The 15,713-nt window shown below is 57.2% G+C and carries 17 protein-coding genes; 10 read left to right on the top strand and 7 right to left on the bottom strand.

What is annotated here, in order from left to right; translation table 11 throughout:
• Window positions 1–62: 62 nt before the first annotated feature.
• The gene (purN, locus tag ABLV04_RS11130) at window positions 63–704 is read right to left on the bottom strand and encodes a phosphoribosylglycinamide formyltransferase (RefSeq protein WP_180265869.1); all 642 of its coding nucleotides are present in this window, start codon (window positions 702–704) and stop codon (window positions 63–65) included.
• Window positions 701–1,738 carry a phosphoribosylformylglycinamidine cyclo-ligase gene (purM, locus tag ABLV04_RS11125; protein ID WP_004201922.1) on the bottom strand — a complete coding sequence of 346 codons (1,038 nt, stop codon included), beginning with the start codon at window positions 1,736–1,738 and terminating at the stop codon, window positions 701–703. Before purM ends, purN begins: the two co-directional genes overlap by 4 nt.
• A 263-nt stretch (window positions 1,739–2,001) precedes the next feature.
• Between purM and bglK the strand changes: the two genes are divergently transcribed.
• From bglK to ABLV04_RS11100, 5 genes are all read left to right on the top strand, one after another.
• A complete protein-coding gene (bglK, locus tag ABLV04_RS11120) occupies window positions 2,002–2,895 on the top strand; it encodes a beta-glucoside kinase BglK (protein ID WP_023290623.1) in 894 nt (297 codons plus the stop codon).
• A gap of 9 nt (window positions 2,896–2,904) precedes the next feature.
• The gene (locus ABLV04_RS11115; RefSeq protein WP_023290622.1) at window positions 2,905–4,335 is read left to right on the top strand and encodes a 6-phospho-beta-glucosidase; all 1,431 of its coding nucleotides are present in this window, start codon (window positions 2,905–2,907) and stop codon (window positions 4,333–4,335) included.
• A gap of 226 nt (window positions 4,336–4,561) precedes the next feature.
• The gene (gene upp, locus ABLV04_RS11110) at window positions 4,562–5,188 is read left to right on the top strand and encodes a uracil phosphoribosyltransferase (protein WP_004201927.1); all 627 of its coding nucleotides are present in this window, start codon (window positions 4,562–4,564) and stop codon (window positions 5,186–5,188) included.
• Window positions 5,189–5,274: 86 nt separating this feature from the next.
• Window positions 5,275–6,561 carry a uracil permease gene (gene uraA, locus ABLV04_RS11105; protein WP_023290621.1) on the top strand — a complete coding sequence of 429 codons (1,287 nt, stop codon included), beginning with the start codon at window positions 5,275–5,277 and terminating at the stop codon, window positions 6,559–6,561.
• Window positions 6,562–6,659: 98 nt separating this feature from the next.
• On the top strand, window positions 6,660–7,361 hold the full coding sequence (locus tag ABLV04_RS11100; RefSeq protein WP_020947395.1) for a DnaA inactivator Hda: 702 nt from the start codon (window positions 6,660–6,662) through the stop codon (window positions 7,359–7,361).
• Here ABLV04_RS11100 and ABLV04_RS11095 read toward each other — a convergent pair.
• The 3 genes from ABLV04_RS11095 to bepA all read right to left on the bottom strand — a co-directional run bounded on the left by ABLV04_RS11095 (window position 7,358) and on the right by bepA (window position 10,228).
• Window positions 7,358–8,269 carry an Rpn family recombination-promoting nuclease/putative transposase gene (locus ABLV04_RS11095; protein WP_057216576.1) on the bottom strand — a complete coding sequence of 304 codons (912 nt, stop codon included), beginning with the start codon at window positions 8,267–8,269 and terminating at the stop codon, window positions 7,358–7,360. The genes ABLV04_RS11100 and ABLV04_RS11095 overlap by 4 nt on opposite strands.
• 126 nt (window positions 8,270–8,395) lie before the next feature.
• A complete protein-coding gene (gene arsC / locus ABLV04_RS11090; RefSeq protein ID WP_180265868.1) occupies window positions 8,396–8,755 on the bottom strand; it encodes an arsenate reductase (glutaredoxin) in 360 nt (119 codons plus the stop codon).
• A 9-nt stretch (window positions 8,756–8,764) separates the two neighbouring features.
• Window positions 8,765–10,228, bottom strand: a complete 1,464-nt coding sequence (bepA, locus tag ABLV04_RS11085; protein ID WP_004201932.1) for a beta-barrel assembly-enhancing protease — start codon at window positions 10,226–10,228, stop codon at window positions 8,765–8,767.
• 51 nt (window positions 10,229–10,279) lie between these two features.
• On the opposite strand from bepA, the gene ABLV04_RS11080 reads away from it, so the two are divergent.
• Both ABLV04_RS11080 and ABLV04_RS11075 read left to right on the top strand, forming a co-directional pair.
• Window positions 10,280–10,396, top strand: a complete 117-nt coding sequence (locus ABLV04_RS11080) for a hypothetical protein (protein ID WP_032429201.1) — start codon at window positions 10,280–10,282, stop codon at window positions 10,394–10,396.
• 54 nt (window positions 10,397–10,450) lie between these two features.
• A complete protein-coding gene (locus ABLV04_RS11075) occupies window positions 10,451–11,515 on the top strand; it encodes an AI-2E family transporter (RefSeq protein WP_004201933.1) in 1,065 nt (354 codons plus the stop codon).
• A 60-nt stretch (window positions 11,516–11,575) separates the two neighbouring features.
• Here ABLV04_RS11075 and bcp read toward each other — a convergent pair whose 3' ends face one another.
• Both bcp and ABLV04_RS11065 read right to left on the bottom strand, forming a co-directional pair.
• The gene (gene bcp / locus ABLV04_RS11070) at window positions 11,576–12,046 is read right to left on the bottom strand and encodes a thioredoxin-dependent thiol peroxidase (RefSeq protein WP_004201935.1); all 471 of its coding nucleotides are present in this window, start codon (window positions 12,044–12,046) and stop codon (window positions 11,576–11,578) included.
• Window positions 12,047–12,049: 3 nt separating this feature from the next.
• Window positions 12,050–12,616, bottom strand: a complete 567-nt coding sequence (locus ABLV04_RS11065) for a glycine cleavage system transcriptional repressor (RefSeq protein WP_002913804.1) — start codon at window positions 12,614–12,616, stop codon at window positions 12,050–12,052.
• A gap of 153 nt (window positions 12,617–12,769) precedes the next feature.
• Between ABLV04_RS11065 and dapA the strand changes: the two genes are divergently transcribed.
• From dapA to purC, 3 genes are all read left to right on the top strand, one after another.
• Entirely contained in the window at window positions 12,770–13,648 is an 879-nt protein-coding gene (gene dapA / locus ABLV04_RS11060) for a 4-hydroxy-tetrahydrodipicolinate synthase (protein WP_023290616.1), read from the top strand.
• Window positions 13,649–13,664: 16 nt separating this feature from the next.
• Window positions 13,665–14,699, top strand: a complete 1,035-nt coding sequence (bamC, locus tag ABLV04_RS11055; protein WP_023290615.1) for an outer membrane protein assembly factor BamC — start codon at window positions 13,665–13,667, stop codon at window positions 14,697–14,699.
• A 228-nt stretch (window positions 14,700–14,927) separates the two neighbouring features.
• Window positions 14,928–15,641, top strand: a complete 714-nt coding sequence (gene purC, locus ABLV04_RS11050) for a phosphoribosylaminoimidazolesuccinocarboxamide synthase (RefSeq protein WP_023159053.1) — start codon at window positions 14,928–14,930, stop codon at window positions 15,639–15,641.
• Window positions 15,642–15,713 lie beyond the last annotated feature (72 nt).

The raw sequence follows: 15,713 nt of genomic DNA, 5'->3' as shown, positions 1-15,713 counted from the left end.
CTTGATTAATAAACAATTTTAATTAAAAAAAGCCCCGCGATGGCGAAAGGCGGGGCTGTTGTTCATTCTTCAGCGGCATAGCCCTGGGGGGGAAGCTGTCGTTCATCCAGCCAGGCGTGGTTGCCCTCCATGCGCAGACGTCCCTCGACGAACCAGCTTATCACCAGCGGATAAATGGAATGTTCCTGGGTCTGAACCCGCGCCGTGACCTCTTCCTCGCTGTCGCCAGCAAAGACCGGCACTTTGGCCTGCAGGATAACCGGACCGCCGTCCAGCTCGTCGGTGACGAAGTGCACCGAGGTCCCATGCTCCTCGTCACCGTTTTCCAGCACCTGGCGATGGGTATGCAGGCCAGGATACTTCGGCAGTAACGAAGGGTGGATGTTCAGCAGACGTCCCTGATAGTGGCTGACGAAGGCGGGGCTAAGGATACGCATATAGCCCGCCAGCACCACCAGATCCGGGGCGTAGGCGTCAATTTCATGCATCAGCTGACGATCGAACGCTTCCCGGTCGGCAAACTGACTTTGCGCCAGCGCGTGGGCCGGGATCCCGGCCGCGCGCGCGCGCTCAAGGCCGAACGCATCGGCCTTGTTACTGAATACCGCACGCAGGGTGCCGTTGATCTGTTTCCGGCCGCAGGCGTCGATGATCGCCTGCAAATTACTGCCGCTACCGGAAATCAGCACCACAATGTTTTTCATGCAATGACCACACGCTGTTCGGAATCGGAGGCTTTGATATACCCGATTTTCCACGCGTTTTCACCTTTCTCGTTCAGCAGGGCAATGGCCTTGTCTGCTTCTGCAGCCGGCAGGGCGATAACCATCCCCACGCCGCAGTTAAAGGTACGGTACATCTCATGCTGGCTGACGTTACCGGCGGTTTGCAGCCAGTTGAAGACGGATGGCCACTGCCAGGAAGACTCATCAATCACCGCCTGGGTGTTGTCCGGCAGCACGCGCGGAATATTTTCCCAGAAGCCGCCGCCGGTCAGATGGGCGATGGCGTGGACGTCAACGCTGGCAATCAGGTCGAGAACCGATTTCACATAGATGCGGGTCGGCGCCAGCAGATGGTCGGCCAGCGGTTTGCCGTCAAGGTCGGTGGTCTGCGGGTCAACGCCGCTAACTTCAATAATCTTACGCACCAGCGAATAGCCGTTAGAGTGCGGGCCGCTGGAGGCCAGCGCCACCAGCACGTCGCCGTCAGCGACTTTGCTGCCGTCGATGATTTCTGATTTTTCCACCACCCCGACGCAAAAACCCGCCACGTCGTAATCTTCGCCGTGGTACATCCCCGGCATCTCTGCGGTCTCACCGCCCACCAGCGCGCAACCGGACTGCAGGCAGCCTTCGGCGATGCCGTTGATGACGCTGGCTGCGGTATCGACGTCCAGTTTACCGGTGGCGTAATAATCAAGGAAAAACAGCGGCTCAGCGCCCTGAACCACCAGGTCGTTCACGCACATGGCGACCAGGTCGATGCCGATGGTGTCGTGACGCTTCAGATCCATTGCCAGACGCAGCTTGGTACCGACGCCGTCGGTGCCGGAGACCAGTACCGGCTCGCGGTATTTCTGCGGCAGTGCGCACAGCGCGCCGAATCCGCCCAGTCCACCCATCACTTCCGGGCGACGGGTTTTCTTCACCACGCCCTTAATACGGTCGACGAGAGCGTTGCCTGCATCAATATCCACGCCGGCATCTTTATAGCTGAGAGAGGTTTTGTCGGTCACTGCGAAGTCTCCACGCGTTTGCGGTAAGCAAGAAAAATCGGCGCAATTCTAACAGGGAAAGCAAACGTTTGCGAGCCTGCTTTACAGTCGGCGTAAAACCGTTGGCGGATGGTCAAATTTGATACTGCTCACGAAAATGAAACCGGGTACAGCCTTGTGCTTGCCTCCGTGCCAGGGAATCCTCATCATACGACTGAAACCGGTTTCTGTGACTGGCCGCCGTGTGGATCACCGGTGCATTATGCTCGACAGGGGAGGGATGAATGAAGATTGCGGCATTTGATATCGGCGGCACCGCGCTAAAGATGGGCGTCATGACCCGCGACGGCAGGCTGCTGGAAACCGCGAAGCAGTCAATCAATGACAGCGATGGCGATCATATCTTACAGACCATCCTGTCGTGGCTGGCGGCCCACCCGTCGTGCGAAGGTATAGCCATCAGCGCGCCGGGCTATGTCGATCCGCACAGCGGATTTATCACCATGGGCGGCGCTATCCGTCGATTTGACAACTTCGCCATGAAATCGTGGCTCGAGACGCGAACCGGGCTGCCGGTCTCGGTGGAAAACGACGCCAACTGTGTGCTGCTGGCCGAGCGCTGGCAGGGCAAAGCGGCGGAAATGGCCAATTTTCTGGTGCTCACTATCGGCACTGGCATCGGTGGAGCGATTTTTTGCCAACATCAGTTGATCCACGGGGCGCGTTTTCGCGCCGGTGAGTTCGGCTATATGCTTACCGATCGTCCCGGCGGACGCGATCCCCGTCGCTACTCGATGAATGAAAACTGCACCCTGCGGGTGCTGCGCCATCGCTATGCGGAACATATTGGCGCGCCGCTGGATAGCGTCACTGGCGAAATGATTTTTGACCGCTACGACGCCGGCGACCCGGTTTGCCAGCGTTTGGTCGCCGAGTTCTTCAATGGCCTGGGCCATGGCCTTTATAACCTCGTCAATATCTTCGATCCGCAGACTATTTTTATCGGCGGCGGCATTGTGGAACGCCCAGGATTTCTGACGCTGCTGCGCCAGCATCTGGCCTGGTTCGGCATTGCCGACTATCTCGATACCGTCAGTCACGGCAATGATGCCGGCCTGATTGGCGCGGTTTACCATTTCAATCAGCACTATCGTTCGCCTGGCGACGATCGACCTTAGGGAGAGATTATGTCCGGATTTAAAGAAGGTTTTCTGTGGGGCGGCGCGGTGGCGGCGCATCAGTTAGAGGGCGGCTGGCAGGAGGGGGGCAAGGGGGTCAGCGTGGCGGATGTCATGACCGCCGGCGCCCACGGGGTGCCGCGGGAAATCACCGATGGCGTGGTAGCGGGGAAAAACTACCCGAACCATGAGGCGATCGATTTTTATCATCGCTACCCGCAGGACCTGGCGCTGTTTGCCGAAATGGGCTTTAAATGTTTCCGCACCTCGATTGCCTGGACGCGTATTTTCCCGCAGGGCGATGAACAGGAGCCGAACGAGGCTGGCCTGCAGTTTTATGACGATCTGTTCGACGAATGTCTGAAACACGGTATTGAACCGGTCATTACGCTGTCGCATTTTGAAATGCCCTATCACCTGGTCACCGAGTACGGCGGCTGGCGTAACCGCAAGCTGATCGACTTTTTCGTGCGCTTCGCCAGGGTCGTCTTCACCCGCTACCAGCATAAAGTGAAGTACTGGATGACCTTCAACGAGATCAACAACCAGGCCAACTACCATGAGGACTTTGCCCCCTTCACCAACTCCGGTCTGAAGTATGTGCCGGGTGAAGATCGGGAACCGGTGATGTACCAGGCCGCACATTATGAGCTGGTGGCCAGCGCCCTGGCGGTGAAAGCGGCGCGCGAGATCAACCCTGCTCTGCAGATAGGCTGCATGATCGCCATGTGTCCCATCTATCCGCTGACCTGCGCGCCGGACGATATGATGATGGCGATGAACGCCATGCACCGCCGGTACTGGTTCACCGACGTCCACGTGCGCGGCCGCTATCCGCAGCATCTGCTCAACTATTTTGCCCGCCGCGGCTTTAGCCTGGACATGACCGAAGCCGATCGTCAGGCGTTAACCGAAGGCTGTGTCGACTACATCGGCTTTAGCTACTATATGTCCTTCGCCACCAAAGCCACCGAAGACAACCCATTGCTCGATTATGATGAAACCACCAGCCTGGTCTCCAACCCGTACGTGAAAAAGTCGGACTGGGGCTGGCAGATAGATCCGGTCGGCCTGCGCTATTCGCTGAACTGGTTCTGGGATCACTATCAGCTACCGCTGTTTATTGTCGAAAACGGTTTTGGCGCGATCGATGTTCGTGAAGCGGACGGCAGCGTGGATGACCAGTACCGTATCGATTATCTCTCCGCCCATATCGCGGAGATGAAAAAGGCGGTGGTCGAAGATGGTGTTGACCTGATGGGCTATACCCCGTGGGGCTGTATCGATCTGGTTTCCGCCGGAACGGGGGAGATGAAAAAACGCTACGGCTTTATCTACGTGGATAAAGATAATGAAGGCAACGGCACGCTGGACCGCAGTAAGAAGAAGTCGTTCGACTGGTATAAGAAGGTGATTGCCAGCAACGGGGAGCAGCTATAATTTCCCGATGGCGCTGCGCTTATCGGGCCTGCGTGGTTTCCAGTCCGGGTAAGCGTTAGCGCCGCCCGGCAGAACCCCGCGCTAAAACCGGAGCCTCGTCTCCGGTTTTTTTGTCTCTAAATCACTTTGCTTGATATACGTCAAGCAAGATGGGTATGGCCTAATCCGAAAAAAGCGGTATAATCCCGCGATTTTTTTTGTGGCTGCCCCTCAGAGGAGAAAGAGAATGAAGATTGTGGAAGTCAAACACCCACTCGTCAAACACAAGCTGGGCCTGATGCGCGAGCACGACATCAGCACCAAACGCTTCCGTGAACTCGCCTCAGAAGTGGGCAGCTTACTGACTTATGAAGCCACCGCCGATCTGGCAACCGAGAAAGTGACCATCGAAGGCTGGAACGGCCCGGTGGAAGTTGAGCAGATCAAGGGCAAGAAAATTACCGTCGTGCCTATCCTGCGCGCAGGCCTCGGCATGATGGAAGGGGTGCTTGAGCACGTGCCAAGCGCGCGTATCAGCGTGGTGGGTATTTATCGCAATGAAGAAACCCTCGAGCCGGTACCTTACTTCCAGAAGCTGGTGTCCAACATCGATGAGCGTATGGCGCTGGTGGTTGACCCGATGCTGGCCACCGGTGGGTCGATGATCGCCACTATCGATCTGCTGAAAAACGCCGGCTGCACCAGCATCAAGGTGCTGGTGCTGGTGGCGGCGCCGGAAGGGATTGCCGCGCTGGAGAAAGCGCACCCGGACGTTGAGCTGTATACCGCCTCTGTCGATAAGGGACTGAACGAGCACGGGTACATCATTCCCGGTCTCGGCGATGCCGGCGACAAGATCTTTGGTACGAAATAATCGAATAACGATAAATAAGCCGACTTTGAGAGTCGGCTTTTTTTTGAATAAAACACACATAACTAACCATCTCAGAGGAAAACACTATGACGCGCCGTGCTATCGGGGTGAGTGAAAGACCGCCGCTTTTACAGACTATCCCGCTTAGTTTGCAGCACCTGTTTGCCATGTTCGGCGCAACGGTGCTGGTGCCAATCCTGTTCCACATCAACCCGGCCACCGTGCTGCTGTTCAACGGTATTGGTACGCTGCTGTACCTCTTTATCTGTAAAGGCAAAATCCCGGCGTATCTGGGATCGAGTTTCGCCTTTATCTCTCCGGTGCTGCTCCTGCTGCCGCTGGGCTATGAAGTGGCGCTGGGCGGTTTCATTATGTGCGGCGTGCTGTTCTGCCTCGTCTCCTTTATTGTCAAAAAAGCCGGTACCGGCTGGCTGGATGTGATGTTCCCCCCGGCGGCGATGGGGGCCATCGTGGCGGTTATCGGTCTGGAGCTGGCAGGCGTGGCGGCCAATATGGCCGGGCTGCTGCCAGCCGACGGCCAGTCACCGGACAGCAAAACCATTATTATCTCGATGGTAACCCTGGCGGTGACGGTGTTTGGTTCGGTCCTGTTCCGCGGCTTCCTGGCGATTATCCCGATCCTGATTGGCGTTCTGGTGGGCTATGCGCTGTCGTTTGTGATGGGCGTGGTTGATACCACCCCGATCGCCGAAGCACACTGGTTCGCGCTGCCAACCTTCTACACGCCGCGTTTTGAATGGTTCGCCATCTTCACCATTCTGCCCGCTGCGCTGGTGGTGATTGCCGAGCACGTCGGTCACCTGGTGGTGACGGCCAATATCGTCAAACGCGATCTGATCCGCGACCCGGGCCTGCATCGTTCGATGTTTGCCAATGGCCTGTCGACGATCATTTCCGGCTTTTTCGGCTCGACGCCTAACACCACCTACGGGGAAAATATCGGCGTGATGGCGATTACCCGCGTCTACAGCACCTGGGTTATCGGCGGCGCGGCGATCATTGCGATTCTGCTCTCCTGCGTCGGCAAACTGGCGGCGGCGATCCAGATCATCCCGGTGCCGGTGATGGGCGGCGTGTCGCTGCTGCTGTACGGGGTGATCGGCGCCTCGGGGATCCGCGTACTGATTGAATCGAAGGTGGATTACAGCAAAGCGCAGAATCTGATCCTCACCTCCGTGATCCTGATCATCGGCGTCAGCGGTGCCAAAGTGCACATCGGCGCCGCTGAGCTGAAAGGGATGGCGCTGGCCACCATCGTCGGTATCGCGCTCAGCCTGATTTTCAAGCTTATCAGCGTCCTGCGTCCGGAAGAGGTGGTTCTCGACGCCGTGGATAGCGAAGAGGTTAAATAACGATCGCCTGACCGGGCGGCGATCCCGCCCGGTTCTCTCCTGACCTAAATCTGTGATAAACTCTTCGCGTTTTTCTGTAAGCCTATGTTGAGGTCCATCTGAACGCACCGGCACAGCTCTCTTTGCCACTGTATCTTCCTGACGACGAAACCTTCGCGAGTTTCTGGCCGGGTGATAATCCTTCCCTACTTGCTGCCCTCCAGAACGTACTGCGCCAGGAACACAGCGGGTATATTTATATCTGGTCACGTGAAGGGGCGGGTCGCAGCCACCTGTTACACGCCGCCTGCGCCGAGCTTTCCCAGCGCGGGGATGCCGTGGGCTACGTGCCGCTGGATAAACGCACCTGGTTTGTGCCGGAGGTGCTGGAGGGGATGGAACAGCTGGCCCTGGTCTGCATCGATAACATCGAGTGCGTCGCCGGGGATGAGCCCTGGGAAATGGCCATCTTTAATCTCTACAACCGGATCCTGGAATCAGGTAAAACCCGGCTGCTGATCACCGGCGACCGGCCGCCGCGGCAACTGAATCTTGGTCTGCCGGATCTTGCCTCGCGGCTTGACTGGGGGCAGATCTATAAGCTGCAGCCGCTGTCGGATGAAGACAAACTGCAGGCCCTGCAGCTGCGCGCCAGACTGCGCGGCTTCGAGATGCCGGAGGACGTGTGCCGCTTCCTGCTGAAGCGGCTGGATCGCGAGATGCGCTCGCTATTTATGACCCTCGATCAGCTGGATCATGCCTCGATTACCGCTCAGCGCAAGCTGACGATCCCCTTCGTGAAAGAGATCCTTAAACTCTAGTCCGCCTGCGGAGTCAGTTCCTCCTCCGTCAGCCCGGTCAACCGGGCGACCAGGTCGCGCGCCAGGCCACTGTGTAGCATAGCGGCGGCGATACGCTGCGCCTCTTCTTTCCGGCCTTCCTGACGGCCCTGCGCCAGGCCCCGCTCCAGACCCTGCTGTTCCAGATATTCCGCAATTGTCATCAACGTCTCCTTGTGCTGCGGCGTACGTAACGCCAGCTCGCGAATGAACTTGATCGGCTCTCGCGCGTTGCCTGCCTGCACCAGATAGTGCATCAGGGCTTGTACCTGCGATTCCGTCGCCAGACCAGTCAATAATAATTCGCTCAGTTTGTCGAGGAGCTGCGCCAGATCGCGTTGTCGAATATGTTTTTGCAGTAACTCCAGCGTCGCCATGCGCTGGTGGGTGGCAATGTCGTCATCCGGAATGACGGTAATGTCCGCCAGCGGAAACGCCCCGTGATAAAGGTGGCCGGCCAGTTCCGGAGCGACGAATTCATCGAGCCAGCGCAGTGAGAACGGGTAGGGGCTTACCAGACCGTGGTAGAAGAGAACAGGGATCACCAGCGGCAGCCGATCGTGGCCGGCATCAAGGTGGCGCTGCATGGCGGCGATGGCGTAGCGCATCAGACGAAAGGCCATATGCCGGTCGGGCGTGCTCTGGTGTTCGATAAGCGCATAAATATAGCCGTCTCCCGCCGTGGTTTTCAGGGAATACAGAATGTCGGCGTAAAAGGGACGCAGATCGTCTTCGACAAAATGCCCGGACTCGAGATGCAGCGTACGCAGATCGCACACTTTAAGCAGCGTCTCGGGCAGGTACAGCCGCAGAAAATCGCGGGCGGTATCAGGGTGGGAGAGATAGGTCTTAAATACGGCATCGTGAGGCGTTGAGGTTGGTTTTTTCATGTTCATCCGTCCAGTGGATTGAGCGTTAGATGAACAGTAGCACTGCAAGACGGGCGGGAGGGATTGGCGTGGAAGATCTGGAATCAGCTACGTAAAAAAAGCGCCGCGTAGCGCGGCGCGGGTGGCTTAGCTCACGATCTCAAGGACCTGCTCCGGTGGTCGGCCAATACGCGCCTGGCCGTGGCTGACGACAATTGGGCGTTCGATGAGCTTAGGGTTGTCGACCATCGCCTGTATCAGCGCGGCGTCGCTGAGCGCCGGGTTGGCAAGATTGAGCGATTTATACAGATCCTCTTTCTGGCGCATGAGCTCGCGGGGGCTCTCCATACCCAGCAGCTGCAGCAGTTGACGCAGCGTCCCGGCATCCGGTGGCGTCTCAAGATAAAGCACCACCTCAGGATCGATGCCGTGGCTCTTCAACAGGCTCAGCGTTTCGCGGCTCTTCGAGCAGCGTGGGTTATGGTAAATTTTTACCGCGTCGGTCATGGGGTCTCCTTACATTTTTTGGTAGGGGCGGAAGCGGGCCTGTAGCTCACGTAGCTGGTCGATGCGGGCATCGTAGCGGGCCTGCTGCAGACTACCGAGTTTCACTTGCGAGCTGGCGCTGCTGAGCAGGGAAATCGCCTGTTCCAGCTGGCCGACCAGCGCCATGCTTTCTGCCCGCGCCGCCAGCTCCTGATCGCGATTGCCCAGGGCGCCTTCCGCCTGCGCCAGCAGGTCCCAGCCGTTGCCATCCTCTTTATAGGTAAAGGTATAACGATTCAGGATGGTCGCCGCTTCCCCGGGCTGTCCGCCCTGCAGGAGGGCGTTGGCCAGGTTCAACTGCAGCACCGGATTGGTGCGCAGCTCACGAGCGTTTTTAAGGCGGTTGATGGCGTCGCCGGTTTTCTTCTGCCCGAGGTCGATATCGGTGGCCAGATCGAGGTACCAGGGATTTTGCGGATCGGCGCTGAGCAGCGGTTGCAGCGTTTTGCGCGCCTGGTCAAAGTTGTTGCTTTCCATCGCCAGCAGGGCGCGGCCATACTGCGCGGCATGTTGCTGGCGGATATTGCCTTTATCCCAGGCGTTGAGCAGATCGGTGCCTAGCTTATTGTCGCCGTTGGTGTACATTCCGAGGGTACGCGCCTTCGCCAGATAGAAGTCCGCTGAGGACTGTACGACAACCGGGCGCATCTGGTTGGCGCGGTTACGGGCATCGGCAAGCCGGCTTTCCGGCAGGGGGTGGGTGAGCAGCATTTCCGGCGGCCGCGTTGAGTAGCGCGACTCATCAAGCAGTTTACCCATAAACATCGGCATGGCCTGCGGGTCGAATCCTGAGCGTTGCAGAACCTGAATACCGATCCGGTCGGCCTCTTCTTCGTTCTGACGGGTGAAGCTGATCATGCCCTGTTGGGTGCCGGCCAGCGTCCCGGTCAGCGCCGCCATCCCGGCCTGCGGGCTGGCCATCGCCAGCAGAATTGAACCCAGCGCGCCGACCCAGGTCAGCGGCGCATTGCGTTTCTGATCTTCCATTGCGCGGGCGAGATGCCGCTGCGTAACGTGGGAAATTTCGTGCGCCATGACAGAGGCCAGTTCGCTCTCGTTATCGGAGTAGCGGAACAGGGCGGAGTGGAGGACCACATTGCCGCCGAAGAAGGCGAAGGCGTTAATTTGGTCGTTATTAATCAAATAGAAGTGGAACGGGGTGCGCACCGAATTCGCATGCGAGACCAGACGCATGCCCAGCCCGTTGATATATTGCACCAGCAGAGGGTCGTTGATCAGCGGCGCGCTGCCGCGCAGCTGGCGGACGTAGTAATCCCCCATCTGCATTTCCTGACCAATCGATAACGTGCTTCCTGCGGAGGTCCCCATGTCCGGCAGGGTATCTGCGGAGTCAGCAAAAGCAGGGCCTAACGAACCCAGCGTCAGCGACGCGATCACGGTCGCCACCAGCGTTTTCTTCAACTGCCTGAACATAACCTCTGTCCTGTAATGTGGGTGTGCCAGTTTGACCGATTGTGCGACGTAATGTTCCCTGGCCGCATCCCAGCGAGTTTAGCTGGCGTTAGACGCATTGAAAATAGGTTCTTCACGGCGGAGACGGGTTTGTCTGCTGCGCATCAAAAAGCGAAGTCTTTTTTGTGACATTTCGATACAATTCCCCCGTTTGTCGCCGCGTTGCGCTTCAGGGAAGGTTTTATGCTCGAGATGTTAATGCAGTGGTACCGCCGTCGATTCAGCGACCCTGAGGCGATAGCGCTGCTGGTTATTTTGCTTGCCGGTTTCGGCATCATGTTCTTTTTCAGCGGCCTGCTGGCCCCGTTACTGGTGGCTATCGTGCTGGCCTATCTGCTGGAGTGGCCGACCGTTCGCCTGGAGCGCATCGGCCTGTCGCGCACCTGGGCGACCTCGCTGGTGCTAATCCTCTTTGTGGGTATTCTGCTCTTGCTGGCCTTTGTGGTGCTGCCGGTGGCCTGGCAGCAGGGGATCTACCTTATCCGCGATATGCCGGGCATGCTTAACAAGCTCTCTGATTTCGCCGCCACGCTGCCGCGGCGCTATCCGGCGTTGATGGATGCCGGCATCATCGACGCGATGGCGGAAAATATGCGCACCCGGATGCTGACGGTGGGCGACTCGGTGGTCAAGTATTCTCTCGCCTCGCTGGTGGGGCTGCTCACGCTGGCGGTCTATCTGGTGCTGGTGCCGCTGATGGTCTTCTTCCTGCTGAAGGATAAAGAGCAGATGCTCAACGCGGTACGCCGCGTGCTGCCGCGAAACCGCGGTCTGGCCGGGCAGGTATGGAAGGAGATGAACCAGCAAATCACCAACTACATTCGCGGTAAGGTGCTGGAGATGATTGTCGTCAGCGTCGCCACCTGGATAGGCTTTATCCTTTTCGGCCTCAACTACTCGCTGCTGTTGGCGGTGCTGGTGGGCTTCTCGGTGCTGATCCCCTATATCGGCGCGTTTGTGGTGACCATTCCGGTGGTAGGGGTGGCGCTGTTTCAGTTTGGCGCAGGCACCGAGTTCTGGAGTCTGTTCGCGGTCTATCTGATTATTCAGGGACTGGACGGTAACCTGCTGGTCCCGGTGCTGTTCTCGGAAGCGGTGAATCTGCACCCGCTGGTGATTATCCTCTCGGTGGTGATCTTTGGCGGTTTGTGGGGATTCTGGGGCGTCTTCTTCGCCATTCCGCTGGCCACGTTAATTAAAGCGGTGGTGCATGCCTGGCCGGATGGCCTGGTCGTCGACGACGACTAAGGCATTGAGGATAAAAAAAGACGCCGGGCGAGGTTCTCTCTCCCGGCGTCTTGCTTTGCATCAGGCGTTTTCTTTCAGCCAGTTCAACACCACGTCGTGGTGATTGCTGGTTTTGAAGTCATCAAAGACGTGTTCGATTTTGCCATCGGCATCGACGAGGAAGCTGATACGGTGGATCCCGTCGTAGGTTTTCCCCATAAAGGATTTTTCGCCCCAGACGCCAAACTGCTCGCAAACCTGATGGTTTTCATCAGACAGCAGCGTAAAGTTCAGCAGCTCTTTTTCGGCGAAACGGGAGAGCTTTTCCGGTTTATCGGTGCTGATGCCCAGCACTTCCACACCGGCTTTTTTCAGGTCGTCCATATTATCGCGCAAGCCGCACGCCTGGACGGTGCAGCCCGGGGTCATGGCTTTCGGGTAAAAATAAACCAGGACACGCTGTCCCTGGAAGTCGGTTAAATTTACTTCCTCGCCGTCCTGGTCCGGTAAGCTAAATTTCGGTGCAAGATCACCGGCTTTCAGTGGGGTCATGGGTTAAACTCCATCCTGTTCATCATGCTGTGAATAATTAACGATGTTAATACTGCCTTGTGCGTTGAGTTCTGTACATAGGGCTTTGAACGCTTGTTCGATATTTGCTGCATTTTGCGTCGCAGGGCTGTGAGCCGTTATCTGGATAAAAAGCTGCGCGGAATCGCCGTCTCCCGGCTGCGTGCGGGACACCAGTTCCGCGATATTCATATTCCATGTATCGCACAGGGCAGTGAAGCGCTCGATGATATGCGGTGAGTCCGGCACCTCAACCTGGACCCAGACGGTGTTTGGCATGGCCTGCGGCGGGCGCGCGGTGGTGCGTTTCATCACGATCAACAGCTCCAGCTCCGCGCCTTTCAGCGGCAGGGTTGATTCGATCAGGTTAATCGCATTCCACGAACCGGAAAGCAGCATGATAAACGTAAACTCATCACCGAGCATGGCCAGCCGGCTGTCTTCGATATTACAACCGCAGCTGCTGACGTGGCGAGTGATCGTATTCACGATGCCGGGACGGTCAGCCCCCAGGGCGGTAATAACCAGATAGTGTTGTAATGAGGCTGTCAAACCTGTTCTTCCTTTAAAAAGGTGAGGTAACATTAGGAAAGCATAAAAAAAACCGCCATACAACATCCCTGATGGCGTCGGGTCTCTTGCTTTTATTGCAGCTCCAAACGTAACATTGAGAATCTTGTCGCACTTCTGCTCTGAGGATGGCCCATGTTCACGGGAAGTATTGTAGCGCTTGTCACGCCGATGGATGAAAACGGTAATGTCTGCCGGACAAGCCTGAAAAAACTGATTGATTACCATGTCGCCAACGGAACCTCGGCGATCGTTTCGGTAGGGACTACCGGTGAATCCGCAACGCTGAGCCATGAAGAGCATGGCGACGTGGTGATGATGACGCTGGAACTGGCTGACGGGCGTATCCCGGTTATCGCGGGAACGGGAGCCAATGCAACCGCAGAGGCGATTAGCCTGACCAAACGTTTTAACGACAGCGGCGTAGTCGGCTGCCTGACGGTCACTCCTTATTATAACCGTCCGACCCAGGAAGGCCTGTTCCAGCACTTTAAAGCTATCGCCGAACATACTGACCTGCCGCAAATTCTGTATAATGTGCCGTCCCGTACCGGTTGCGATATGCTGCCGGAAACCGTTGGCCGTCTGGCGCAAATTAAAAATATTGTCGGTATTAAGGAAGCAACAGGGAACTTAAGTCGTGTTCACCAGATCAAAGAGCTGGTTTCAGACGACTTTATTCTGCTGAGCGGTGACGATGCGACCGGTATGGACTTTATGCAGCTCGGCGGCGTGGGCGTGATTTCCGTTACCGCCAACGTGGCGGCGCGCGAAATGGCCGACATGTGCCGTCTGGCGCTGGCGGGTCAATTTGCCGAAGCCCGGGCGATTAACCAGCGTCTGATGCCATTGCATACAAAATTATTTGTCGAACCCAATCCTATCCCGGTGAAATGGGGATGCAAGGCGTTGGGTCTTGTGGCGACCGATACGCTGCGCTTGCCGATGACGCCTATCACCGACCAGGGTCGTGAAGCCGTTACCGCCGCGCTGAAGCATGCCGGTTTGCTGTAAAGTTTAGGGAGATTTGATGGCTTACTCAGTACAGAAGTCGCGCCTGGCGAAGGTTGCGGGTGTTTCGCTGGTTCTACTCCTCGCGGCCTGTAGTTCCGACTCGCGCTATAAGCGTCAGGTGAGCGGTGATGAGGCCTATTTACAGGCGTCACCGTTGAGCGAACTTCACGCGCCGGCGGGGATGATCCTGCCGATTCAGGTGGGTGATTACAATATTCCGGTGGCCAACAGCACCGGCGCGGTCGGCAAGGCGCTGGACATTCGCCCGCCGGCGCAGCCGCTGGCATTGGTTAGCGGCGCCCGCACCCAGTTCAACGGCGATACCGCGACGCTGATGGTCGAAAACGGCCGCAGCGGTTCGCTGTGGGCGCAGGTTACCAGCATTCTTCAGTCGAAGAACTACGTTATCGCCAAGCGCGATGATGCGAGCCAGACGCTGAACACCGACTGGGTTGAGTGGAACCGTCTTGATGAAGATCAGCAGTATCGCGGTCGTTATCAAATCTCCGTCAAACCGCAGGGCTATCAGCAAGCGGTTGTGGTCAAGCTGGTGAATCTGGAGCAGGCGGGTAAACCGGTTGCCGATCCGGCGTCACTGCAGCGCTACAGCACCGCCATGCTGAACGTCATTTCGGAAGGCCTGGACATGAACGCCACCAGCGCCCAGAACGCCGCTCAGCGCAGCGCGGGCGCCACCTTCGACGTGCAGAGCGCTGCCGACGATACTGGCCTGCCAATGCTCGTCGTTCGCGCGCCGTTTAACATGGTGTGGCAGCGTCTGCCGGGCGCCCTCGAGAAAGTGGGGATGAAAGTGACCGACAGCACGCGCTCTCAGGGCAGCATGGCGCTGACCTACAAGCCGCTGTCTGACAGCAGCTGGCAGGAGCTGGGCGCACGCGACCCGCAGCTGGTCTCCGGTGACTACAAACTTCAGGTCGGCGACCTCGATAACCGCAGTAGCCTGCAGTTCATCGACCCGAAAGGCCACACCCTGACGCAGTCGCAAAATGACGCTCTGGTAGCCGTATTCCAGGCCGCATTTAACAAGTAATCAAAAGGGCTGGAGCAATCCGGCCCTTTTAATATATAGTGACGCAAACGTGTGCGTATACACATCATCCTTCAAATTGCCTCTTTGTTGGCCGCCTTCGTTCAACCCAGTCACTTACTTTTGTAAGCCCCTGGGGATTCGCTCAGTTGCCGCCTCGATGCACTTTGAATGATTTTGTGTATAGGTGGAAACGTATTTTTAGGCTCAATATCACTGGAGTAGTGAAAGATGAAAAAGCAAGCTGAGTTGTATCGTGGTAAGGCGAAGACAGTATACAGCACCGATAATCCGGACCTGCTGGTACTGGAATTCCGTAACGATACGTCAGCAGGTGATGGCGCGCGCATCGAGCAGTTCGATCGTAAAGGCATGGTGAATAACAAGTTCAACCACTTCATTATGAGCAAACTGGCAGAAGCGGGCATCCCTACCCAGATGGAAGCGCTGCTCTCCGATACCGAATGCCTGGTGAAAAAACTGGATATGGTGCCGGTGGAGTGCGTGGTGCGTAACCGTGCGGCAGGCTCGCTGGTAAAACGTTTAGGCATTGAAGAAGGTATCGAGCTGAATCCGCCGCTGTTCGATCTGTTCCTGAAAAACGATGCCATGCACGATCCGATGGTCAACGACTCCTACTGCGAAACCTTCGGCTGGGTGAGCAAAGAGAATCTGGCGCGGATGCGCGAGCTGACCTACAAAGCTAACGACGTGCTGAAAAAATTGTTCGATGAGGCCGGTCTGATTCTGGTGGACTTTAAGCTGGAGTTTGGTCTGTTCAAAGGCGAAGTGGTGCTGGGCGATGAGTTTTCGCCGGACGGCAGCCGCCTGTGGGACAAAAACACCCTTGATAAAATGGACAAAGACCGCTTCCGCCAGAGCCTTGGCGGCCTGATCGAAGCCTACGAAGAAGTGGCTCACCGCCTGGGCGTTAAGCTCGACTAACTCGCCCGCCGCCAGAAGATGGTCTCATCTTCTGGCGTCTCTTGCTGTTTCCTGTGGTAATCCTGCGCTGAA

The sequence above is a fragment of the Klebsiella sp. JN_Kp127 genome, assembly GCF_040062505.1.
GTDB lineage: Bacteria > Pseudomonadota > Gammaproteobacteria > Enterobacterales > Enterobacteriaceae > Klebsiella > Klebsiella quasipneumoniae.
The sequence above is the reverse complement of the archived record's forward strand: the minus strand, read 5'-3'. Positions and strand labels throughout refer to the sequence as shown.